Raw genomic sequence first — 21,581 nt, forward strand, 5'->3', positions numbered from 1 at the left:
GGGCCAGCGCCCGGGGCACCGTCGCCGCGTACAGATCGGGCTCCGCGCCGCGCTCACCGGCGCGAGCGGCGGCTTGCCCGCCCGCGGCCCGGCGACGAGATGCCCGGGGCCGCGGCCCCGGGCACCCCTCTCCTTCTCTACTGCTCTACTTCTCCGTGACTCCGGCCGAGTCGAACGTCGCCACCTCGTGCATCGCCCGCGCCGCGCTCTGCACCAGCGGCAGCGCGAGGAGCGCGCCGGTGCCCTCGCCGAGACGCAGGTCCAGGTCGACCAGCGGGCGCAGGCCGAGCTTGTTGAGAGCGGCGACATGGCCGGGCTCCGCGCTGCGGTGCCCGGCGATGCAGGCCGCGAGGACCTCGGGGGCGATCGCGCGGGCCACCAGGGCGGCCGCGCCCGCGCTGACGCCGTCCAGGATCACCGGGGTGCGCAGGGAGGCACCGCCGAGCAACAGGCCGACCATCGCCGCGTGTTCGAGTCCGCCGAACGCCGCGAGGACACCGATCGGGTCGGCCGGGTCCGGCTGGTGCAGCTCGATCGCGCGGCGCACGACCTCCGTCTTGCGGGCCAGCGTCTCGTCGTTGATGCCCGTGCCCCGGCCGGTCACCTCGGCCGGGTCGGTGTCGGTGAAGACCGCGATCAGCGCGGCGGAGGCCGTGGTGTTCGCGATGCCCATCTCTCCGGTGAGCAGCGCCTTGTTGCCGGCCGCCACCAGGTCGCGGGCGGTCTCGATGCCGACCTCGATCGCCTGCTTGACCTCTTCGCGGGTGAGCGCCGGGCCGGTCGTCATGTCCGCCGTGCCCGCGCGGACCTTGCGCGGCAGCAGGCCCGGGGTCGCCGGCAGATCGGCGGCCACGCCCACGTCGACGATGCAGACCTCGGCGCCCACCTGGTTGGCGAACGCGTTGCAGACCGCGCCGCCGCCGAGGAAGTTGGCGACCATCTGGGCCGTCACCTCCTGGGGCCAGGGAGTGACGCCCTGGGCGTGCACCCCGTGGTCCCCGGCGAAGATCGCGACCGCCGCGGGCTCCGGGATCGGGGGCGGGCACTGCCGGGACAGGCCGGAGAGCTGCGCGGAGATGATCTCCAGCATGCCGAGCGCGCCCGCGGGCTTGGTCATGCGCTTCTGCCGCTCCCAGGCCTCGCCGAGGGCCTTGGCGTCCAGCGGACGGATGCCGGCCACGGTCTCGGCGAGCAGATCGTGCGGGTCCTCGCCGGGCAGGGCGCGCCGGCCGTACGTCTCCTCGTGCACGACCCAGGACAGCGGGCGCCGCTTGGACCAGCCCGCCTGCATCAGCTCGGGCTCCTCCGGGAACTCGTCGACGTAGCCGACACAGAGGTAGGCCACGACCTCCAGGTGCTCGGGCAGGCCGAGGGCGCGGACCATCTCACGCTCGTCGAAGAAGCTGACCCAGCCGACCCCGAGGCCCTCGGCGCGGGCCGCGAGCCACAGGTTCTCGACGGCGAGCGCGGAGGAGTAGGGGGCCATCTGCGGCTGGGTGTGCCGGCCGAGGGTGTGGCGGCCGCCCCGGGTCGGGTCGGCGGTGACGACGATGTTGACCGGGGTGTCGAGGATGGCCTCGATCTTCAGTTCCTTGAACTGCTTCGCCCGGCCCTTGGGCAGCGACTTGGCGTACGCCTCGCGCTGACGCTGGGCCAGTTCGTGCATGGTGCGACGGGTCTCGGCGGACCGGATCACGACGAAGTCCCACGGCTGGGAGTGACCCACGGAGGGCGCCGTGTGGGCGGCCTCCAGGACGCGCAGCAGCACGTCGTGGGGGATCGGGTCACTGCGGAAGCCGTTGCGGATGTCGCGGCGCTCGCGCATCACGCGCAGCACCGTCTCCCGCTCGGCGTCGTCGTATCCGGGCGCCGCCGGGCCGCTGGACTCGGTCACGTCTGTCACTGCGGCCGTGCTCTCTTCCTGGTCGGCGGCCCGGGTGTCCAGGTCCTCCGCCTGTTGTGCGACTACTGGCTCCGGGGCCGCGGGTCGCGGCTCCCGGGCGGATGCCTCGCCCTCGCGGGGTGCGGGGACGAGGGCGACGGGCTCCTCCGCCGCCGGTACGGCCGCCGGTTCCTCCTGCTCGGCGCCGGCCGGAGCGGATTCCCCGGGGGCCTGCGGGTCCTCGGTGAACTCCGGCGGCACGACCAGGGCGTGCGGCGGGGTGGGGGCCAGATGGGGACCGGCGGGCACCGTGCCCTCGACCGGCACGAAACGGCCCAGCGAGTGGTCCGCGCCGGGCTCCGCCGGGACGGCGGTCTGCTCACCGTGCGCCGGCCGCTCGGCGGGAGTCTGTTCGGCGGTGGGCAGGGGCGCCGCGGCCTCGGCGACCGCGGACCGCGGCTCCTGCTCGGCGGGGTCCGCGACCGGGGTCGCCTGATCCGGCACCGGGCCGTCGACGGCCTGGACGGACGGGGCGCCGTGCTCCGCCTCGGCCGGCTGGTGGTCCGGTGCGGGGGCCGCGGCCTGGACGAGGTCCTGAGGGTGCTGGGCCGGGGCGGGCACGCCGGGCTCGGCGGCCGGGGCGGGCTGCTCCACGAGGGCGGCGTCCGGGGCCTGCGGGAGCACGCCCGCGTGGGACGCGTCGTCCCCGGGCTGCGGTGCGTGCGGCGCGACGGCGAACGCGGCGGTGTGCGACGGCTGTACGTCCGGCGTCGAGTCGGGGGCCTGGGGGGCCACCGCGGCCGGCGGTGCGTCCGGAGTGTCCAGGGGAAGGGCTCCGGCGGGTGCGGCGTCCGGTGCCGGTACGGCGTCGGGGGCCGGTACGACGGGCGACGCCTCCGGGACCTGCATGCTCTCGGGAGCCGGCTCGGCGGCCGGGAGCGGCGCGCCCTCCGGGGCGGCCGGGTGCTCGGGGGCGGCCTCGGCGGCGGGCGGCACGGGAGCAGCCACGGGCAGGGCCGCGGACGGGTCGTGCGCGGCCTGCGGCAGTTGCTGGAGGTGTTCCGCCGTGCCCTGGACGTGCTGCGGCAGAGCCTGGCCGACCTGCGGCAGGCCCGGGACGTGCTGCCCCTCGGAGCCGGCCGGCGCTGCGAAGGCCGGGGTACCGGGGGCGTGCAGGGCCTCGGGCGCGGCCGGGGCCGGGGCCACCGGGACCTCGAACTGCCCGGAACCTCCGGGGACCTGGGGCGCGGCCCCCGGGACGAACGGCGCGGGCTCCGGGGCGAACGCCATGGGCTCCACGGCCGGCAGCGGCTCGGGGGTCATGGCCGGAGCGACCGTTTCTGCGGCGCTCCCCTCATGACCCGCCACCGGGCCCGGGACCGGTGCCTGCGGCGGGGCACCCCACGGCACCGCGCCCTGCGGGGAGTTGTCCGGGGTCTGCGGCACGTCGAGGTACTCAGGGCCGGTCGTCGGCGGCCCCGCCGTGCGCATCGGCGCATGCGCCGGACCCCGGTCGGAGAGCGAACGCACCGGGCTCAGGGTGGCGTCGGGGGTGGGCGGGCCGAGGTGCAGCGGACGGCGCGACGGTGCCGGCTGCGGGGCGGGCGCCTGGAGCGGCGTCCGGAACGCGCCGACGTCGATCGCGCCGCTGTCCCGGCCTGCCGTCTCGTGCGGACCCGGCTCGTGGGGGTACTGCGCGGGGGCGGACTGCGGCATCTCGTTGCCCCACGCGCCCTGCTGGCCGGGCATCAGGAGCAGGTCGTCGTCCTCGGCGGGTACGTCGGAGGGGTCGAGGTAGGTGTACACACCCGGCGCGAGGACGCCGGGCTGATCCACCATGCCTGCGCTCTCCGGCAGTCCCTCACCCGGGACCTGGCCGGTGTCGGTCATGCGTACCCCTCGCCCATCGGTTTAGTGCTTCTACGACCAGCTCGCCCGGAACGGCGCGCCGACCGCCCGCAGTGAAGAACGAGCGTGCGTGCCCAGCGGCACGAACGACCCGCCAACAATGACGACAAAGCCATTCAACGTCATTGTCGCGGCCGTCCCACCGCCGTGGCAGCCTGATCCGCGACGCCCCGCTGTGGACTGCGCCACGTTGCGCGCCCTCCGGTCCTGCCGTACCACACTGCCCGCAAAAGAGGCATGCTTTCCGGACATTGGCTGACGAAGTGCCGGATCACCCAAGTGCGGTACAACGGTCGGCCAGCCTACCGCGCCGGTACGACAACCGGATCACTGGGCGCGTTCGGGCAGTCGCCCGCTGAGCAGGAACGCGACACTCCGTTCCTTCTCAGTCCAGGCCCGCGTGTCGAGCTCGACGGACTGCAGCAGAGCGCACTCGACGTCGTAGCCGTGCTCCGACAGGTCCCGGCCGACGAGTTCGGCCGCGTCGCGGGTGGCCGCGTGCGCGACGATGCGCTGCGGGCGGCGGTCGGCGACCGCGGAGACCACCGCGACTCCCCCGCCGCCGACGCGTACGACGTCCGGCTCGGGGAGGTTCTCCAGGATGTGCGGGGCGACGCCGTGCACCACCTGGAGCTGGACGCCGAAGCGGCGGGAGGCGGCCATCGTGCGGCCGCACGCGTCGGGGTCCCGGTCGACGGCGAGGACGGCCGCCCCGCGGCGGGCCGCCTCCACGGCGAACGCCCCGCTGCCGCTGCCGATGTCCCACACGAGGTCGCCGACCCGCGGTCCGAGACGGGCGAGTTGGAGGGAGCGCAGCAGATCCGTTTCCCCTTCGCCGAGTCCGCCGCCGTACGCCTCCGCGGGCAGCGCCCAGCCGCGCGGTCCCGCCGACGGGTCGCGGCCGGCGATCCAGCCGCCGTCGTCGGTCGCGGTCACCGGTCCCCCGATGACGATGACGACGTTGGGGTCGCGCCAGGTGTGGTCGGCGGCCTTGTCGGAGGTGACGACGCTGACCTGTTCCCGCGTGGTGCCGAGTTCCTCGCAGATGACGAAGGTGCGATGGACCCCTTCGAGAAGCAGTCCGAGTTCGGCGGGCCCGGCGCCCGGTGAGGTGAGGACCGCGACCTTGGCGTGCGCCCGGCATACGTTCACCGCGCGGCGCAGGGTGCGGCGGTGTGCGACGACCACCTGTGCGTCGTCCCAGGGCATCCCGGCGCGCGCGAAGGCGGCGGCGACCGAGGAGACGGCCGGGACGACCTCGACCTCCAGGCCGAATTCGGGGGCGCGCAGGGTGCGTACGACGCCGAAGAAGCCCGGGTCGCCGTCGGCGAGGACCACGGCGGTGCCCCGGTGGGCGGCGATGCGGCGGGCGGCGAGAGCGACGCTGCCGAGGCGGATGCGTTCGGCCGTCCGCGGCACCTCGGGGAGCGCGAGATGGTGTGCCGCGCCGGCGACCAGCGTGGCGGCCCCCAGTGCGGAGCGCGCCGCTGCGGTCAGCGGCGAGCCGTCCCAGCCGATCACCGTGACCCGGTCGGCCATCGTCGTCAGTCTCCAGGATGTTTGCGCAGGTCGTCGGGGTCAGCCCGAGGTGGGCTCCGTGAGGGTACCTGGTCCGGGCTGTGGGGCACGAGGCGGGCGTCGGTCGCCCTTGTGTTCCGTCCCCGTCAGTTCCAGGCGTCGAACGATGTGAAACCACCGGTGTCGGCCAGTTGCTCGCCGACGCCCGCGAGATCCTCCGGCAGCAGGCTCCAGACGATCACGTCGGTACGCACGTCGGCCCACTCGCCGCTCTCTGTCCTGCTGCGTGCTATCCAGGCGCCGCGCAGGACGCCCTCGCTGATGCAGCCGATCTTCTGGGCGACCTGCTGGGAGGCGGTGTTGTCAGCGGCCGTGCGCAGTTCGAGGCGTTCGAAGTGCTGGTCGTGGAAGAGCCAGTGCGCGACGGCGAGCGCTGCCTCGGAAGCGTAGCCCTCGCCCCGGGCCCAGGGCGCGATGACGTAGGCGATCTCGCTGGACCGGACACGCCAGTTCGTGTTCTGCAGGTGCACGATGCCGACGAGACGCTGGGTGAGGAACTCGGTGACCGCGAGGACGATGCCGCGGCCCTCGGTCCGCTCCGCGGGGGCGAGCTCGGTGATCCACTGCCGTGCGTCGGCCTCGGTGTAGGGGTACGGGACGGAGGTCCAGGCGGTGACGAGCTCGTCGTTCATCATCTCCGCGAAGGCCTGGACGTCCGGCTCCTCGAAGGGGCGCAGGACCAACCGCTCCGTGCTGATGGAGACGTTGGGAAAGGTGCCAGTCATGCGCCGCTCCGTAACCGTTGAAAGACCTTCAGTGCCTGCTGAACTGCCCAGCATGCAGCATGCAAGCACTGAACCGCACGACGGGGTCCACACCCGGTTGAGTGTGGACCCCATGCCTGGCGATATGGGATCAGAAGGAGGGGATGACCGAACCCTGGTACTTGTCCTCGATGAACTTCTTCACCTCGGGGGAGGTGAGGAGCTTCGCGAGCTTCTTGACCCGCGGGTCGTTCTCGTTGCCCTTCTCGACCGCGAGGAAGTTCCCGTACGGGTTGTTCTTCGCGGACTCCAGGACGAGGGCGTCCTTGGCGGGCTTGAGACCGGCGGAGATGGCGTAGTTGCCGTTGATCACCGCGGCGTCCACGTCGTCCAGGGAGCGCGGGGTCTGGGCCGCCTCGACCTCCTTGAACTTCAGGTCCTTGGGGTTCTTGGTGATGTCCTGCGGGGTCGCCTCGTTGCCGGCGCCGTCCTTGAGGGTGATGAGCCCCTTGGAGGCGAGCAGCTTCAGGGCCCGCGCCTCGTTGACGGAGTCGTTGGGGACGGCGACGGTCGCACCGCTCTTCAGCGCGTCGACGCTCTTCACCTTGTGGGAGTAGAGACCGAGCGGCTCCAGGTGCACCGTGACGACGGGCACGATGTGGGTGCCCCGCTTCTTGTTGAAGTCGTCCAGGTACGGCTGGTTCTGGAAGTAGTTGGCTCCCACGGAGCCGTCCTCGGTCGCCGTGTTCGGCGTGATGTAGTCGGTGAACTCCTTGACCTGGAGGTCCAGGCCCGCCTTCTTCGCGAGGTTGTCCTTCACGAAGTTGAGGATCTCGGCGTGCGGGGTCGGGCTCGCGGCGACGACCAGCGGGCCGCTCGTGTCGGCGGCGGAGGACGAGCTCTTGCCGGAGCCGCAGGCGCTGAGCCCGAAGGTGAGGGCTCCGGCGGCGAGGACAGCGGTGGTGATCTTGGCGGTGTTACGCACGAAAAGTGCCTTTCCTTATGGGTGGTGCGACCCCGTCTTGGGTGGGCGGGGAGTCGGTGGGGGTGCGGGCGGCCCGGGCGGGGCTCAGGCGGCCTTGCTCACGTCGGCCGCCGCGGGCTTGCCGGTCTGGAGCAGCCGCAGCCGCGGTGCGGGGCCGGAGTGGCCGCCGCGCCGGTGCAGGGAGCGGGCCGCGTAGTCGCCGGCGAACTGGATGAGGGAGATGACGACGGCGAGGATCGCCACGGTGATCCACATCAGCTGCGTCTCGAAGCGCTGGTAGCCGTAGCGGATGGCGATGTCGCCGAGGCCGCCGGCGCCGACCGTGCCCGCCATCGCGGAGTAGCCGATGAGGGCGACGACCGTGGTCGTGGCGGAGGAGATCAGCGACGGCAGGGACTCCGGTACGAGGACCTTGCGGACGACGGTCCAGGTGTTGCCGCCCATGGCCTGCACGGCCTCGACGAGTCCGCCGTCCACTTCGCGGACGGCCGTCTCGACCAGACGCGCGAAGAAGGGGATGGCGCCGATGGCGAGCGGGACGATGGCCGCCTCACGGCCTATGGTCGTGCCGGTGACCCAGCGGGTGAAGTTCATCAGGGCGACCATCAGGATGATGAAGGGCATCGAGCGGGCGATGTTCACGATCTGCCCGATGACCTTGTTGGCGACGACGTTCTGCAGCAGTCCGCCCCGGTCCGTGAGCACCAGCAGGACGCCGAGCGGCAGTCCGCCGACGACGGCGATCAGCGTGGACCAGCCGACCATGTACAGGGTGTCCCAGGACGCCTGCGACAGCAGCGGCTGCATCTCGGACCAGCTCACTTGGCACCTTCCTTGACGAGCGCGGACTCCTCGGTCCGGCCCACGACGTCGATCTGCAGGCCCTGCTCGCGCAGGAAGCCGATCGGCACCACGTTCTCCTCGTAGCGGCCGGGCAGTTCGATGCGCATCCGGCCGACCTGCTTGCCGCCGACGGTGTCCATCGCGGCACCGAGGATCGAGATGTCGATGTTGTAGGTGCGCGAGAGCTGCGAGATGACGGGCTGGGTGGCCGCGTCGCCGTGGAAGGTGACGTCGACGACGGTGCGGGCGTCGTCGGACGCGGCCCCGCTGAGCGGGAAGAGGGCGGCGGCCAGTTCGGAGCCCGGGGTGGCGAGCAGTTCGCTGACGGTGCCGGACTCGACGATGCGGCCCTTCTCCATGAGCGCGGCCGAGTCGCAGATGGTCTTGACGACGTCCATCTCGTGGGTGATGAGCAGCACGGTGAGACCCAGTTGCCGGTTCAGGTCCCGCAGCAGCTCGAGGATGGAGCGGGTGGTCTCCGGGTCGAGAGCGCTGGTCGCCTCGTCGGAGAGCAGCACCTTGGGGTCGCCGGCCAGGGCGCGGGCGATGCCGACGCGCTGCTTCTGACCGCCGGAGAGCTGGGCCGGGTAGGCCCCCGCCTTGTCGGCGAGACCGACGAGGTCGAGCAGTTCGAGGGCCTTGCGGGAACGTTCCTTCCCGGACGTGCCGAGAATCTCCAGCGGCAGCTCGATGTTGTCCTGGACCGTCCGCGAGGACAGCAGGTTGAAGTGCTGGAAGACCATGCCGATGCGGCTGCGCGCCTGGCGGAGCTCCCGGCCGGCGCGCGGACCGCGGCCGGCGAGCGCGGTGAGGTCCTGGCCGGCCACGGTGACCGTGCCGGAGGTGGGGCGCTCCAGGAGGTTGATGCAGCGGATGAGCGAGGACTTCCCGGCGCCGGACTGGCCGATGACGCCGTACACCTCGCCCTCGCGTACATGCAGGTCGACGCCGTCGAGGGCGGTCACCTCGCGGCCGCGTGAGCGGTAGACCTTGCTAAGGCCCGATGTGGTGATCACTGGGGTTTCCGTCACTGTCGAGTGCAGGGCGCGGGTGTGCGCCGAACACGGATGCGTGCGTGGGAACGCGACACGGTTCTCGCGATCGCGAGCGAACCGGGGGAGAACATGTGCGCGGGGGATCCCCTCGCCGCCATGGCGGTGGGGGGAGGCTCAGTCACATACGCAACGGGCGTACGGACAGGGCACGGCGGACTCGCTTCGGGGCGCGAGGCTCTGGATGGTGCAGGGGCCCTCTGTCAGGCGCACATTCGACACATACAACGAGCACCGGGCGTCAAGGTCGCCTCGGTCGCAAGGGTGCGGCAGCTCGTCGTGGTCATGTGCCCCAGTAAAGCAGACACACCCGCCGGGGCCGTCACGGCTGTCCGCTATTCGGACAGCCGTGGACAGTGCGCCGTCCGCCTCGGTGGACGCTCCGACCGGCCTGTTGACCAGTCCGGACGGGGCCGAGCGGCCCTGCGCACGAGAAGCCGTCCGGCGCGTGGACGGGGTGGGCTGTGGCCAAGGCCACGGTGGCCGGAACCGTTCGCCCGCAGCGGGCGGTGTCCGCCGGGGGCGGGCGCCGCGGGCCTTTTGGCCCGTAATAGGGTCACGGCATGCTTGATGCCCTGACGCTGGCGACCGGTGTCGCCGCGCTGCTGCTCGCCGCCTGGTGCGGCTGGGCGGCCTACCGTGATCAGCCCACCAAGGACTGGCACTTCATCGGCATGGCCGTGGTGACGCTGCTGACCCTGGTCCAGCTGATCGTCGGCTTCGTCCAGCTGGCGCGGGGCGAGAAGCCGGAGCAGGGCACGACGATCTTCGTGGCGTATCTGCTCGGCGCCTTCGCCTGCGTCCCGGCGGCGGGCTTCATGTCGCTGGCGGAGCGCACGCGATGGGGCTCGGCGACGGTCGCGGCCGGCGGTGTGGTCCTCGCCGTGCTGGAGGTGCGGCTCTATGACATCTGGGGAGGCTGAGATGGCGGCCACGGAGGAGAAGCCTGCGAAGGCACGGCTGATCAGCGGGCCCGGCATGCTGCTCGTCTGGCTGTACGGCGTGATGGTGGTCGGCGCGGTGTCGCGCTCGGCGGTACAGATCTCGACGCAGTTCGACAAGGCCCCGCTGGCGTACTCGCTGTCCGCGGTGGCCGGGGTGGTCTACGGCTTCATCACCTACTCTCTGGTGCGCGGCGGCGAGACGGCCCGGCGGGCGGCGCTGGTGTGCTGCGCGGCGGAGTTGCTGGGTGTTCTCACCGTCGGGACCTGGACGCTGGTGGAGCCGTCCGCGTTCCCGGACGCGACCGTGTGGTCGGACTACGGGATGGGGTATCTCTTCATCCCCGTACTGCTGCCGCTGTCGGCCATGTACTGGCTGCGGAAGGCGCATACGTGGCACCAGCAGGGCTGAGCCGCCGCAAGGGGCGCGCCCCTTGCGGGGCGCTGTGCCGGTCTCAGGCCGTCGTCGCGTACGTCGCCGCGGGGGCCTGCTTCTCCAGGACGATCATCGGTACGCCGTCGGCTCCCTGGGACGTGCCCGCGGTCTCGTAGCCGAGGCGGCGGTACAGCCGCAGATTGCCCTCGCTGCGGTGGCCCGCGCTGAGGCGGAACCTGGTCGCGCCGCGCTCCTCCGCGAGCGCCGCCTCCGCGGCCCGCAGCAGGCGGGCGCCGATCCCGTGCCCCTGCATTCGCGGGTGCACGCACAGCTTGCCGATGGCGGCCGCGCCGTCCTCGGTGACGCTGCCGCGCACGGAGCCGACCACCTCCTCGCCGAGGCGCGCCACGAAGACGCAGTCCGAGGCGACCTCCTCGCGGACCGACTCCAGGCTCTGGACGAGCGGGTCGATGCGGTAGTTGCCGTACAGCGCGGCTTCGCTCTGGAAGCACAGGTACTGCAGCCTGAAGATCTGCTCGGCGTCCTGCTCGGTCGCCACAGAGATGGTCACGCTCATGCCCATGTGCGCATGCCTCCCGCTCACCTGATCGCCGGTCGTATCCCACTCCTATCCCCGCGGTTCGCGCGCCGCAACCTCCGCCGCCAGCAATCGCCGCAGACATCCAAGGCATTTGGAGCGTTCAGGGCCAAGGCTGCCCTGTGAGATACCCAACTCCCCCGCGATCTCCCGATAGGTCAGGTCATGCGGGGAGAGCAGGGCCGCCATGAGACGGGGGCAGCGGCCGGGGAGCCGGCGTACGGCCGCGTACAGGGCCCGTCGGCGGGCCGCCGTCAGGGCCTGCTGCTCGGGATCGCGTCCCGTGTCGTCCACGGGCTCGGCCCGGTAGGGCAGTTCGAGACGGGCGGTGCGGCGCCCGCGCCGCGCCTCGGCACGGACCGCCCGGCGCAGCCACCCCTGCGGGTCGGCGGGCGGCCGGTCCCCGTCCAGCCGTTCCAGGAGCCGCAGCCACACCGCCTGTTCCAGATCGCCCGGCTCCATCCCCGTCGCGTGTGCCTCCGCCGACGCCTCGGCGGTGAGCAGCGGACGCAGGGCCGTCAGCATCTCGTGGGTCATATGCGGCGGGACGCGGCCGCCCCGGGTACGGGTTTCCGGGGCGGCCGGGATTCACCCCGATCGGGGCGCTCGCGTCAGCCGTTGACGCCCCGCCCGCGCAGGAAGTCCTCGCGGGCGAGCACTCCGGTGTCGGCGTTGTCCGTGAAGACCCCGTCGATGCCGGTCGCGAAGTACGCCTTGAAGGCGCCGAAGGCGTCCCCGTACGCCGCCGGGTCGGTGCCCTTGTGGAATTCCGTGGGCAGGAAGTTGTTCTCGTTGCGCATCGTGTAGGGGTGCAGGATCAGGCCCGCGGCGTGCGCGTCGGCGACGAGCGTGGACGGCTTGGTGAGACCGCCGTTCGCGTCCTTGGGGACGACCAGGTCGAGGGTCGGGCCGATGCCCTGGGCGTACGAGGCGATCTCCTCGAGGCCCTTGGGGGTGATCAGGTCGGCGACCGTGCGCGGGTCGCCCGTCTCGACGAAGTCCCACGGGCGGGTGTTCGCGGCGGACAGCAGCACGACGAGCGGGTTGCCGACCAGCTTGTCCAGCCGCTGGATGCTGGTCGGCTCGAAGGACTGGATGATGACGGGCGCGTTCCCGCCGTTCTTGCCGTGCGCCCGCAGGATCTTCGCGAGCCGCTCCTCCAGGCCGAGGCCCTGCTTGCGGAAGTACGTCGGGTGCTTGGTCTCGGGGTAGATCCACACCTGCTTGCCGCGCCTGCGGGTCTGCTCGTCCTGCCACCGGAGCACCTCTTCGAAGGTGGGGATCTCCCAGCGGCCGTCGTAGAGCGTGTTGCGCTGCCGGGTGGCCGGGATGCGCTCGATCGCGCGCAGCCTCTTCAGCTCGGCGAGGGTGAAGTCCTCGGTGAACCAGCCGGTGGTGGCGACGCCGTCCAGGACCTTGGTGGTCTTGCGGCCGGCGAACTCGGGGTGGTCGGCGACGTTCGTCGTGCCGCCGATCTCCGGCTCGTGCCGGCACACGAGGTGGCCGTCCCTGGTCGGCACCAGGTCGCCGGCCTCCACGATGTCGGCACCCAGGTCGAGGGCCAGCTGGTAGGAGCCGAAGGTGTGCTCCGGGCGGTAGCCGCTGGCGCCCCGGTGCCCGATGACGGTCGGCACCGGCAGGCTCCTCAGTCCGCCGCCGTGGCGCCCGTCCGCACTCGCGGCGCCCGGCAGTCCGAGGACCGCACCGCCCGCCCCGAGCACCGCGGCCCCGAGCAGCGCCCGCCGGCCCGTCCCTCGCCCCTGCTCGTACGACTCCTGCGTCCCCATGGGTTCCTCCCACCACACGTGTCGAAAGCGCGATCGATCGTAGATGCGGGCGAGTGACGGCCGGGAGACGTATTCAGGAACGCCTGCCGCACGCGGACCGGCCTTGCGGATACATGGATGCGCCCGTGCGGGACACCCGTCACACGGAGGACGCATGACGGTCCGTCACACATCGGGCGCGATGTCCGTCACACCCGTACGGCGGATGACGAACGTGCAACACAACAACGACGCAGGTAAACACTCGTCCATGACTCGTCACGACCCGGTGAACCCGATGTGCGCCGGAGCACGCGCCACGAGTATCGTCCTCACCTGCACAGACTCATACCGCATCCCTTGACACCGGAGGGCCCGTTGTCCCGCTTCGCGCTCATCAAGGCAGTGCTCGGACCGATCATGCGCCTGATGTTCCGCCCACGGGTGGAGGGCGCGGAACACATCCCGGGAGACGGGCCGGTCATCCTCGCCGGCAACCACCTGACGTTCATCGACTCGATCGTGCTGCCGATCGTGACCACGCGACAGGTGCTCTTCATCGGCAAGGACGAGTACGTCACGGGCAAGGGCTTCAAGGGCCGGCTGATGGCCTGGTTCTTCACGGGCGTCGGCATGATCCCGGTGGACCGGGACGGCGCGAACGGCGGCGTGGCCGCGCTGATGACCGGCCGCCGGGTGCTGGAGGAGGGCAAGGTCTTCGGCATCTACCCGGAGGGCACCCGCTCCCCCGACGGCCGTCTGTACCGCGGCCGCACCGGCATCGCCCGCCTCACCCTGATGACCGGCGCCCCGGTGGTCCCCTTCGCGATGATCGGCACGGACAAGCTGCAGCCGGGCGGCAGCGGTATGCCGCGTCCGGGCCGGGTCACCGTGCGCTTCGGTGCGCCGATGGAGTTCTCCCGCTACGAGGGGATGGACCGCGACCGCTATGTGCTGCGGGCGGTCACCGATTCCGTGATGACCGAGGTCATGCGGTTGTCGGGTCAGGAGTACGTGGACATGTACGCCACCAAGGCGAAGGCCGCGTAGCACCTGAGCCGACTGCCGACGAGGGCCGCACCCCGACCGGGGCGCGGCCCTCGTGTCATGCCGAGCCGTCCAGCCGCTGGCCCCGGAGCAGGAACCACGCTGCCACCGCCGTGGCCAGCAGAACCGCCGCGCCCGCGCCCGTAGCCAGCCGCAGGCCCTCGACGAAGGTCTCACGGGCCGACGACAGCAGCGCCTCGCCCGTGCCCGCCGGCAGCTGCCGCGCCGCCTCGACCGCGCCGCCCAGTGACTCGTGGGCCATGGCCGGGGTGCCCGCCGGGGCGGTGAAGTCGCGGTAGACACCGGTCACGATCGAGCCGAGCAGGGCGATCCCGAGGGCCGCGCCGAGTTCGTACGCCGTCTCGGAGACCGCCGACGCGGCCCCCGCCTGGTCCCGGGGCACGCTGGAGAGGATCACGTCCGCGGTCACGGTGAACGACAGTCCCGCGCCCACGCCCACGACCAGTAGCGCGGCCCCGATGAACGAGTAGCCGGTGGTCCGGTCGAGGAGGGTGAGCGCGGCCAGCGCCAGCCCCACGGCGGCGAGCCCGCCGGAGACCACCGCGCGCACCGAGAGGCGCCGTGCCGCCGTACCCGCGACGAGGCCCGCGGCCACCGCGCCGACGGCGGCGGGCAGTTCGGCGAGCCCCGCCTCGAAGGGCCGCCTGCCCTGCACCAGTTGCAGATACTGCGAGAGGAAGAAGACCAGCCCGGACATGCCGAGGACGGTCAGCAGGTCGGCGAGGACCGCGCCGCTGAAGCCGCGGCGGCGGAACAGCCGCATGTCCAGCAGCGGCACCGGAAGCGTCAGCTGGCGGCGTACGAAGCCGGTGAGCGCCGCGGCGCCGAGAACACCGGTGGCCGCGCCCGGCCAGGTGAACCCGTGCGCCGCCGCCTCCTTGACCGCGTACACGACGCCGACCATGCCGATCAGCGACAGCACCACGCTGATCAGGTCCCAGGGGCCGGGGTTCGGGTTGCGGGACTCGGGCAGCGTACGGATGCCGACGAGGACGAGCACCACCATCACGGGCACGTTGATGAGGAAGACCGAGCCCCACCAGAAGTGTTCGAGCAGGAAACCGCCGACGATCGGGCCGATCGCCGTGCCGGCCGAGGCGGTGGCGCCCCAGATCCCGACCGCGAGGCTGCGCTCGCGCGGGTCGTGGAAGATGTTGCGGATCAGCGCGAGCGTGGCGGGCATCAGGGTCGCGCCCGCGACCCCGAGCAGCGCCCGCGCGAGGATCATCGTCCCCGCGGTCGCGGCGTAGGCGTTGAGGACGGACATCAGGCCGAAGGCCGTGGCGCCGCCGAGCAGGATGCGCTTGCGGCCGATGCGGTCGCCGAGGCTGCCCATGGACACGAGCAGACCGGCGATGACGAACGAGTAGACGTCCCCGATCCACAGCAACTGGGTGCCGGACGGTTCCAGGTCCTCGCTGATGTACGGGGTCGCGAGGCCGAGGACGGTCGCGTCCACGGCCACCAGCAGCACGGCGAGCACGAGCACCGAGAGCGCGAGCCACCGGCCCGGTCGCCGCTCGGCCCGCAGTGCGATCTCCCCCGGGCTCTCGTTCTCGCTGGAGCGGGGGGCACCCTCATGCCGCAGGGTGCTGGTCATGGTTCCTCTTTCCGAAGCGCGCCGCCGAGGAACATCTCGGCGATCATGTAGGTGAAGTCCTTGGGGGCGAGGCGGCCCTCCGCCACGGCCCAGGCGCCCGAGGCCAGCAGGCCGTAGAGCGCGTCGGTGAGCCAGGCCGGGGTGAGGTCGATACGGAACTCGCCGCTTGCCTGACCGCGCCGGAACAGCGCGGCCATCCGGGCGTCGATCCGGGCCCAGCCCGCGTTCTGCTCCTCGCCCTCATAGAGCTGGTTCTCGCTGTACAGGAAGGCGAGGAGCGCCGCGGCGGGCTCGATCCGCGTCACGAACCGGCGCAGCGCCTCCTGGGCCGGGTCCTCGCCGAGCCGTGCGTCGTCCAGGGCCGCCTCGCACTCCTCGATGCCGAGCGTCTCCAGGGCCCGTACGAGCGCGTCGCGCCCGGCGAACTGGCGGTGCAGCGTGGCCCGGCTGATCCCGGCCGCCTTGGCGACCTCGTCCATGGTGGCGGTGGATTTCCGGGTGAGCAGGGCGGCTGCGCTGCGCAGCACATGGTCACGGTCGACAGCCATGAGACAAGAATAGCGCATGTGAGACATCTATGTCTCACGCGCGGCATGCAGGTCTCATACGTAGCGGCTTCGCCGGCGGATCAGTGCCAGGGCAGCTGTCCGCGCCGCTCCCAGTAGGCGCGCGGGTCCTCGGCCAGGGTCGCCAGCCGGTCGAGCTGGTCCGGGTCGAGATCGACGGCCGCGGCGTGCAGATTGGAGGCGAGCTGGGCCGTGGTGGCGGCACCGGACAGGACGACATCGGCCCAGGGCCGGCGCAGGACCGCGGCGAGGGCGACCGCGTCGGAGCCGTACGACGTCTGCGCGGCCACCGCGCTCAGCGCCTCGGGCGCGTAGGGGCCCGCCAGCCGGCCGTTGGCCATGCCCTCCTTGACGAGCACCGTCAGCCCGGCGTCGTGGGCCTCGGCGAGCGCGGGGGCAGCCGAGGTCTCCAGCAGGTTGTACGTGGACTGGACGGTACGGAAGAGGGGCTCGCCGCCGACGGTCACGGCGAGCGCGGCGCGGATCGCGTCGGCCTGCGCCGGGCCGCTGGTGGAGAACCCGATCGTCAGGCCCTGCGCGGCGGCGTCGGCGAGCTTCGCGTGGAGGTCCCGGTCCGTGAGCGCCGGGCTGTCGGGGGTCACCGAGTGGATCTGGTACAGGTCGAGCCGGTCGCCGAGCAGGGCGGCGGTCTCGGCGCGCTGCCGCTCGTAGGTGGCGGCGCTGTGGTCCTTGACCTCGTGCTGCTCGGCGTCGGTGGTCCAGTCGGCGGTGTAGGTGTAGCCCCATTTGCTGCCGACGACGACGTCGTCGATCTCGGGGTGCGCGGTCAGCCAGTCGGCGAGGAACTCCTCGGAGCGGCCGTAGGAGCGGGCCGCGTCGACATAGCGGACGCCCTGGGCGTAGGCCGCGTCCAGCAGTGCATGGGTACGGACCCGCAGGGCGTCGACGCTGCGGTCGGCCGGGAGGTCCTGCTCACGGCCCAGGTTGATGTAACCCGGACGCCCGACGGCGGCCAGACCCAGGCCGAGGTGGCAGGTGGGCGTGGTGGCTGAGGCCATAGGGGTCTCCCCTGCTCGAGCGGAGCCGAGAGCTTGGGGAAGGGCGAGGGACATCGCGGGCTCCCGTTCGGTCGGCTCCTTGCGGCTCGGACCAACGTATCCCGCGGCGCCCCTTCCCCCGCGACCTGCCTACTTCTTGAGCTTCGCGGTGGCCCAGGTGTGCTGGGCCGCCAGGTCCGCCTTCACCTCGGCGAGCTGGACGGCGACCGCCTCGGGTGCCGTGCCGCCGCGGCCGTTGCGGGAGGCGAGGGCGCCGGGGACGTCGAGGACCGTGCGGACCTCGGGGGTGAGATGGGAGCTGATCTTGGCGAACTGCTCGTCCGTCAGCTCGTCCAGCTCCTTGCCCTCGGCCTCCGCGGCCTTCACGCACTCGCCGGCGACCTCGTGCGCCACCCGGAACGGCACACCCCGCTTGACCAGCCACTCGGCGATGTCGGTGGCGAGCGAGAAGCCGGCCGGCGCCAGCTCCTCCATGCGCTCGCGGTGTACGGTCAGCGTGGCCATCATGCCGGTGAAGGCGGGGAGCAGGACCTCCAGCTGGTCGATGGAGTCGAAGACCGGCTCCTTGTCCTCCTGGAGGTCGCGGTTGTACGCGAGCGGCAGCGCCTTGAGGGTGGCGAGCAGGCCCGTCAGATTGCCGATCAGCCGACCGCTCTTGCCGCGCGCCAGCTCCGCGATGTCCGGGTTCTTCTTCTGCGGCATGATCGAGGAGCCGGTGGAGAAGGCGTCGTGGAGGGTGACGAAGGAGAACTCCTTCGTGTTCCAGATGATGACCTCCTCGGCGATCCGGGAGAGGTTCACACCGATCATCGCGGTGATGAAGGCGAACTCGGCGACGAAGTCACGGGAGGCCGTGCCGTCGATGGAGTTGGCCGAGCTGCCGTGCTCGAAACCGAGGTCCCGGGCGACCGCCTCCGGGTCGAGGCCGAGGCTGCTGCCCGCGAGCGCGCCCGAGCCGTACGGGGAGACGGCCGTGCGCTCGTCCCACTGGCGCAGCCGCTCGGCGTCCCGGGACAGCGCCTGGACGTGCGCGAGCACATGGTGGGCGAAGAGCACCGGCTGGGCGTGCTGCAGATGGGTGCGGCCGGGCATCGCCACGTCCGGGTGCGCCTCCGCGAGGCCGACCAGGGCGTCCTGGAGCTCGGCGATCAGCCCGCCGACGACGCGGGCGTGGTCGCGCAGATACATCCGGAAGAGGGTGGCGACCTGGTCGTTGCGGGAGCGGCCCGCGCGCAGTTTGCCGCCGAGGTCGGGGCCGAGGCGTTCGAGGAGGCCGCGTTCGAGGGCGGTGTGGACGTCCTCGTCGGCGATGGTGCCGGTGAAGTCGCCCGAGGCCACGTCGGCCTCCAGCCGGTCCAGTCCGGCGAGCATCCGGGTGAGCTCGTCGTCGGTGAGGAGTCCCGCCCGGTGCAGCACGCGCGCGTGGGCGCGGGAACCGGCGATGTCGTACGGCGCGAGCCGCCAGTCGAAGTGGACGGACGCGGACAGCTTGGCCAGGGCCTCGGCGGGACCGTCGGCGAAGCGGCCGCCCCAGAGCCGTACGTCACCGCTGTTGCTGCTCACTGCTGTACTCCTCGGGAAGGTGGGGATGTGCCGCCGCCTCCCCACCCGGGAGTGAGGAGGCGGCTGTCAGCTCATGCGTGTCTGTCGGGCGTGACAGGACCTAGGGGTCCCGCGTCCTACACCAGGTCCCGCTTGGCGGCGATCTTCGACGACAGACTGTAGATGTCGATGAAGCCCTTGGCCGCGGACTGGTCGAAGGTGTCGCCGGTGTCGTAGGTGGCGAGGTCGAAGTCGTACAGCGACTCCTGGGAGCGCCGGCCGGTGACGACCGCGCGGCCGCCGTGCAGGGTCATGCGGACGTCGCCGGAGACATGCTGGTTGGCCTCGTTGACGAAGCCGTCCAGGGCGCGCTTGAGCGGCGAGAACCACTGGCCGTCGTAGACCAGTTCGCCCCAGCGCTGCTCGACCTGCCGCTTGTAGCGGGCGAGTTCGCGCTCGACCGTGACGTTCTCCAGCTCCTGGTGGGCGGTGATCAGGGCGATCGCACCCGGAGCCTCGTACACCTCGCGGGACTTGATGCCGACGAGGCGGTCCTCGACCATGTCGATCCGGCCGATGCCCTGGGCGCCGGCCCGCTCGTTGAGCTGCTGGATCGCCTGCAGGACGGTGACGGGCTTGCCGTCGACGGCGACCGGGACGCCCTCCTTGAAGGTGATGATCACCTCGTCGGCGTCGCGGGGCTCGGCCGGGTTGGAGGTGTACTCGTAGATGTCCTCGATCGGGGCGTTCCAGATGTCCTCCAGGAAGCCGGTCTCGATGGCCCGGCCGAAGACGTTCTGGTCGATGGAGTACGGGGACTTCTTGGTGGTCGCGATCGGCAGGCCCTTGGCCTCGCAGAAGGCGATGGCCTTGTCGCGGGTCATCGCGTAGTCACGGACCGGCGCGATGCACTTGAGGTCGGGGGCGAGGGCGACGATGCCGGCCTCGAAGCGGACCTGGTCGTTGCCCTTGCCGGTGCAGCCGTGGGCGACCGTGGTGGCGCCGTGCTTCTTGGCGGCGGCGACCAGGTGCTTGACGATCGTCGGCCGGGACAGGGCGGAGACCAGCGGGTAGCGGTCCATGTAGAGAGCGTTGGCCTTGATCGCCGGGAGGCAGTACTCGTCGGCGAACTCGTCCTTGGCGTCGGCGACCTCGGCCTCGACGGCACCGCAGGCGAGGGCGCGCTTGCGGATGACGTCCAGGTCCTCGCCGCCCTGGCCGACGTCCACGGCGACGGCGACGACCTCGGCGCCGGTCTCCTCGGCGATCCAGCCGATGGCGACGGAGGTGTCCAGACCGCCGGAGTAGGCGAGTACGACGCGCTCGGTCACGGGTTTCTCCCTCACAGTGCATTCGCTGATATGCATGAGTATGCAGGACTCTGCATGGTTCGTCAATCTCATCGGGGTCGTGGCGGAGATTCGAAAGGGGATTTCGAAACTCCTTGAACACGAGAAACCGCTTTCCCGTATCACTCGCCGAACGCAGGCGCCGCGTTCGTCACAGCAGGCCACCCCGACCGCCGTGTCCGTCACGGCGGTCCTCCCGACCCCGAGTGAGGCATCTTCATGTCCAGGGCTCTTCCGAAGTACAACAAGCGTCGTGTGGCGATCATCGGCGGCGCCGCCGCAGTGGCGTTGTCCGGCGCGGTGATCGCCGGTTCCGCCCTCGCCGGGGAGACGTCGCAGAGCAACAGCGCCAAGCCCCTGGCGGCCACCGGGACGATCACGTGCCCGGACGTGAAGTCCCAGCTCCCGGCCGTCCCCGCCTCCGCCCGGGCCGAGGTCGACCGCAACCTCGACCTCCTCAACACCCAGATCGCCGAGGCCGACAAGCGACTCGCCGACACCGTCGGCCAGGGCGGCCCCAACTTCGTCCAGAACGCGATCCTCGACCCCCTCAAGGACAAGCGCACCTCGACGATCGACCGCATCGCCATCGCCATCGGCCGGAAGGGCACCAAGCCGCAGGGTCTGGACTCCCTGGCCGCCTGCACGCTCGGCAACGGCGGTGTGGCGAACAACGGCGCCACGGCCGCCGCGGGCGGAGCCGCCTCCCAGCAGGCGAGCGGGACCGCCACCCAGCAGGCCGGCGGGAACAACGCCACCGGGAACAACGCGGCCGGGAACGCGGCGAGCGGCGGCAGCGCCGCCGGGACGATCACCTGCCCGGACGTGAAGTCCCAGCTCCCGGCCGTCCCCGCCTCCGCCCGGGCCGAGGTCGACCGCAACCTCGACCTCCTCAACACCCAGATCGCCGAGGCCGACAAGCGACTCGCCGACACCGTCGGCCAGGGCGGCCCCAACTTCGTCCAGAACGCGATCCTCGGCCCCCTCAAGGACAAGCGCATCGCGACCGTCAACCGCATCGCCACCGCCATCGGCCGGACCGCTGCCAAGCCGCAGGGTCTGGACTCCCTGGCCGCCTGCACGCTCACCAAGTGACGTGACAGGCACCGTGGCCGCCCCGCGCGCCGGCCGGGGCGGCCACGGGCTCCTCCGAGGGGGTCCTCCGGAGGAACCAACTCCTCAGACAGCCGAAAGGTCTTTCCCGATAATCGGCGGCATGGGAAAGACCTATGAACGCATTGACAACAGACTCCGGTCGTTCATCGAGGCACAACCCCTGTTCTTCACCGCCACCGCTCCCCTGGGCCCCGACGGCACGGTCAACCTCTCCCCCAAGGGACTCAAGGGGTCCTTCGCCGTCCTCGACGACCACACCGTGGCCTACCTCGACTTCGCCGGGTCCAACGCCGAGACCGTCGCGCATCTGCGGGAGAACGGCCGGATCACCCTGATGTGGTGCGCCTTCCAGGGCCCGCCCACCATCGTGCGGGTGCACGGCCGCGGGGAACCCGTCTTCCGCGACGACCCCCGCTTCGGGGGCCTCCTCGCACACTTCCCGGACATCGACCCGACCCCGCACGGTCTGCGCGCGATCATCGTCGTGACGGCGGAGCTCGTCCGGGACACCTGTGGCTATGCGGTCCCCTTCATGACGTACCAGGAGGACCGCGATCTGCACGCCAGGCGTTTCGCGCGCGAGGACGACGCCTCCCTCGATACGTACTTCCGAAGGAAAGAGCACGTCGAAACCAGCCTCGACGGCCTGCCGGGACTGCCGTTGCCGCTGCCGCCGTCTACGTTCTGA

The 21,581-nt window shown here is 71.7% G+C and carries 19 protein-coding genes; 5 read left to right on the forward strand and 14 right to left on the reverse strand.

The genetic code is table 11. The features are described from left to right. Positions 1-145: 145 nt before the first annotated feature. The 6 genes from cobT to ACFYX0_RS19610 all read right to left on the reverse strand — a co-directional run bounded on the left by cobT (position 146) and on the right by ACFYX0_RS19610 (position 8,916). Positions 146-3,772 carry a nicotinate-nucleotide--dimethylbenzimidazole phosphoribosyltransferase gene (gene cobT, locus ACFYX0_RS19585; protein ID WP_388971722.1) on the reverse strand — a complete coding sequence of 1,209 codons (3,627 nt, stop codon included), beginning with the start codon at positions 3,770-3,772 and terminating at the stop codon, positions 146-148. A gap of 345 nt (positions 3,773-4,117) precedes the next feature. Further along, positions 4,118-5,329 (reverse strand): precorrin-6y C5,15-methyltransferase (decarboxylating) subunit CbiE, encoded by a 1,212-nt coding sequence (gene cbiE, locus ACFYX0_RS19590; protein ID WP_388971724.1) that lies wholly within the window; start codon positions 5,327-5,329, stop codon positions 4,118-4,120. A 125-nt stretch (positions 5,330-5,454) separates the two neighbouring features. After that, positions 5,455-6,093 carry a GNAT family N-acetyltransferase gene (locus ACFYX0_RS19595; protein ID WP_388971726.1) on the reverse strand — a complete coding sequence of 213 codons (639 nt, stop codon included), beginning with the start codon at positions 6,091-6,093 and terminating at the stop codon, positions 5,455-5,457. Positions 6,094-6,223: 130 nt separating this feature from the next. Further along, positions 6,224-7,057, reverse strand: coding sequence for a MetQ/NlpA family ABC transporter substrate-binding protein (locus ACFYX0_RS19600; protein ID WP_355910032.1), 834 nt, complete (start codon positions 7,055-7,057; stop codon positions 6,224-6,226). A gap of 84 nt (positions 7,058-7,141) precedes the next feature. After that, complete coding sequence (locus ACFYX0_RS19605; protein ID WP_388971728.1) at positions 7,142-7,879, reverse strand: methionine ABC transporter permease; 738 nt, start codon at positions 7,877-7,879, stop codon at positions 7,142-7,144. Further along, positions 7,876-8,916 (reverse strand): ATP-binding cassette domain-containing protein, encoded by a 1,041-nt coding sequence (locus ACFYX0_RS19610; protein ID WP_355910026.1) that lies wholly within the window; start codon positions 8,914-8,916, stop codon positions 7,876-7,878. The genes ACFYX0_RS19605 and ACFYX0_RS19610 overlap by 4 nt, the downstream gene beginning before the upstream one ends. 599 nt (positions 8,917-9,515) lie before the next feature. Between ACFYX0_RS19610 and ACFYX0_RS19615 the strand changes: the two genes are divergently transcribed. Both ACFYX0_RS19615 and ACFYX0_RS19620 read left to right on the forward strand, forming a co-directional pair. After that, positions 9,516-9,875, forward strand: a complete 360-nt coding sequence (locus ACFYX0_RS19615; RefSeq protein ID WP_388971730.1) for a hypothetical protein — start codon at positions 9,516-9,518, stop codon at positions 9,873-9,875. A 1-nt stretch (position 9,876) separates the two neighbouring features. Next, positions 9,877-10,305: a hypothetical protein gene (locus tag ACFYX0_RS19620; RefSeq protein WP_388971732.1), complete on the forward strand. Its 429-nt coding sequence runs from the start codon at positions 9,877-9,879 to the stop codon at positions 10,303-10,305. A 43-nt stretch (positions 10,306-10,348) separates the two neighbouring features. Here the strand turns inward: ACFYX0_RS19620 and ACFYX0_RS19625 are convergent, their stop codons facing one another. From ACFYX0_RS19625 to ACFYX0_RS19635, 3 genes are all read right to left on the reverse strand, one after another. Then, positions 10,349-10,852: a GNAT family N-acetyltransferase gene (locus ACFYX0_RS19625; RefSeq protein ID WP_355910018.1), complete on the reverse strand. Its 504-nt coding sequence runs from the start codon at positions 10,850-10,852 to the stop codon at positions 10,349-10,351. Between the two features lie 45 nt (positions 10,853-10,897). Further along, positions 10,898-11,404, reverse strand: a complete 507-nt coding sequence (locus ACFYX0_RS19630; RefSeq protein WP_355910015.1) for a sigma-70 family RNA polymerase sigma factor — start codon at positions 11,402-11,404, stop codon at positions 10,898-10,900. A gap of 74 nt (positions 11,405-11,478) precedes the next feature. Next, on the reverse strand, positions 11,479-12,654 hold the full coding sequence (locus ACFYX0_RS19635; protein ID WP_388971734.1) for a glycerophosphodiester phosphodiesterase: 1,176 nt from the start codon (positions 12,652-12,654) through the stop codon (positions 11,479-11,481). 339 nt (positions 12,655-12,993) lie between these two features. On the opposite strand from ACFYX0_RS19635, the gene ACFYX0_RS19640 reads away from it, so the two are divergent. Next, positions 12,994-13,683, forward strand: a complete 690-nt coding sequence (locus ACFYX0_RS19640; protein ID WP_311699492.1) for a lysophospholipid acyltransferase family protein — start codon at positions 12,994-12,996, stop codon at positions 13,681-13,683. 55 nt (positions 13,684-13,738) lie between these two features. On the opposite strand, the gene ACFYX0_RS19645 is transcribed toward ACFYX0_RS19640, so the two are convergent. From ACFYX0_RS19645 to ACFYX0_RS19665, 5 genes are all read right to left on the reverse strand, one after another. Then, a complete protein-coding gene (locus ACFYX0_RS19645) occupies positions 13,739-15,301 on the reverse strand; it encodes an MFS transporter (RefSeq protein WP_388971736.1) in 1,563 nt (520 codons plus the stop codon). Further along, positions 15,298-15,849, reverse strand: coding sequence for a TetR/AcrR family transcriptional regulator (locus tag ACFYX0_RS19650; RefSeq protein ID WP_355910005.1), 552 nt, complete (start codon positions 15,847-15,849; stop codon positions 15,298-15,300). The genes ACFYX0_RS19645 and ACFYX0_RS19650 overlap by 4 nt, the downstream gene beginning before the upstream one ends. Before the next feature lie 80 nt (positions 15,850-15,929). After that, complete coding sequence (locus tag ACFYX0_RS19655; protein WP_388971738.1) at positions 15,930-16,886, reverse strand: aldo/keto reductase; 957 nt, start codon at positions 16,884-16,886, stop codon at positions 15,930-15,932. 129 nt (positions 16,887-17,015) lie between these two features. Beyond that, positions 17,016-18,449 carry an argininosuccinate lyase gene (gene argH / locus ACFYX0_RS19660; RefSeq protein WP_388971740.1) on the reverse strand — a complete coding sequence of 478 codons (1,434 nt, stop codon included), beginning with the start codon at positions 18,447-18,449 and terminating at the stop codon, positions 17,016-17,018. Positions 18,450-18,565: 116 nt separating this feature from the next. Next, positions 18,566-19,759, reverse strand: a complete 1,194-nt coding sequence (locus ACFYX0_RS19665) for an argininosuccinate synthase (RefSeq protein WP_388971743.1) — start codon at positions 19,757-19,759, stop codon at positions 18,566-18,568. A 237-nt stretch (positions 19,760-19,996) separates the two neighbouring features. Here ACFYX0_RS19665 and ACFYX0_RS19670 point away from each other — a divergent pair, with 237 nt between their 5' ends. Together ACFYX0_RS19670 and ACFYX0_RS19675 are read left to right on the forward strand one after the other, a co-directional pair. Next, entirely contained in the window at positions 19,997-20,872 is an 876-nt protein-coding gene (locus ACFYX0_RS19670) for a hypothetical protein (RefSeq protein ID WP_388971745.1), read from the forward strand. Positions 20,873-20,993: 121 nt separating this feature from the next. Further along, positions 20,994-21,581, forward strand: a complete 588-nt coding sequence (locus tag ACFYX0_RS19675) for a pyridoxamine 5'-phosphate oxidase family protein (protein WP_388971747.1) — start codon at positions 20,994-20,996, stop codon at positions 21,579-21,581.

The sequence above is a fragment of the Streptomyces sp. NPDC002573 genome, from assembly GCF_042889625.1.
In the GTDB taxonomy this organism is placed as follows: Bacteria; Actinomycetota; Actinomycetes; order Streptomycetales; family Streptomycetaceae; genus Streptomyces; species Streptomyces gibsoniae.

Excerpts from the sequence above, each read along its gene's own strand:
- cobT (WP_388971722.1), bottom strand. The coding sequence starts at position 3,772 with ATGACCGACACCGGCCAGGTCCCGGGTGAGGGACTGCCGGAGAGCGCA.
- cbiE (WP_388971724.1), bottom strand. The coding sequence starts at position 5,329 with ATGGCCGACCGGGTCACGGTGATCGGCTGGGACGGCTCGCCGCTGACC.
- ACFYX0_RS19595 (WP_388971726.1), bottom strand. The coding sequence starts at position 6,093 with ATGACTGGCACCTTTCCCAACGTCTCCATCAGCACGGAGCGGTTGGTC.
- ACFYX0_RS19615 (WP_388971730.1), top strand. The coding sequence starts at position 9,516 with ATGCTTGATGCCCTGACGCTGGCGACCGGTGTCGCCGCGCTGCTGCTC.
- ACFYX0_RS19620 (WP_388971732.1), top strand. The coding sequence starts at position 9,877 with ATGGCGGCCACGGAGGAGAAGCCTGCGAAGGCACGGCTGATCAGCGGG.
- ACFYX0_RS19625 (WP_355910018.1), bottom strand. The coding sequence starts at position 10,852 with ATGGGCATGAGCGTGACCATCTCTGTGGCGACCGAGCAGGACGCCGAG.
- ACFYX0_RS19630 (WP_355910015.1), bottom strand. The coding sequence starts at position 11,404 with ATGACCCACGAGATGCTGACGGCCCTGCGTCCGCTGCTCACCGCCGAG.
- ACFYX0_RS19635 (WP_388971734.1), bottom strand. The coding sequence starts at position 12,654 with ATGGGGACGCAGGAGTCGTACGAGCAGGGGCGAGGGACGGGCCGGCGG.
- ACFYX0_RS19645 (WP_388971736.1), bottom strand. The coding sequence starts at position 15,301 with ATGACCAGCACCCTGCGGCATGAGGGTGCCCCCCGCTCCAGCGAGAAC.
- ACFYX0_RS19650 (WP_355910005.1), bottom strand. The coding sequence starts at position 15,849 with ATGGCTGTCGACCGTGACCATGTGCTGCGCAGCGCAGCCGCCCTGCTC.
- ACFYX0_RS19655 (WP_388971738.1), bottom strand. The coding sequence starts at position 16,886 with ATGGCCTCAGCCACCACGCCCACCTGCCACCTCGGCCTGGGTCTGGCC.
- ACFYX0_RS19670 (WP_388971745.1), top strand. The coding sequence starts at position 19,997 with ATGTCCAGGGCTCTTCCGAAGTACAACAAGCGTCGTGTGGCGATCATC.
- ACFYX0_RS19675 (WP_388971747.1), top strand. The coding sequence starts at position 20,994 with ATGGGAAAGACCTATGAACGCATTGACAACAGACTCCGGTCGTTCATC.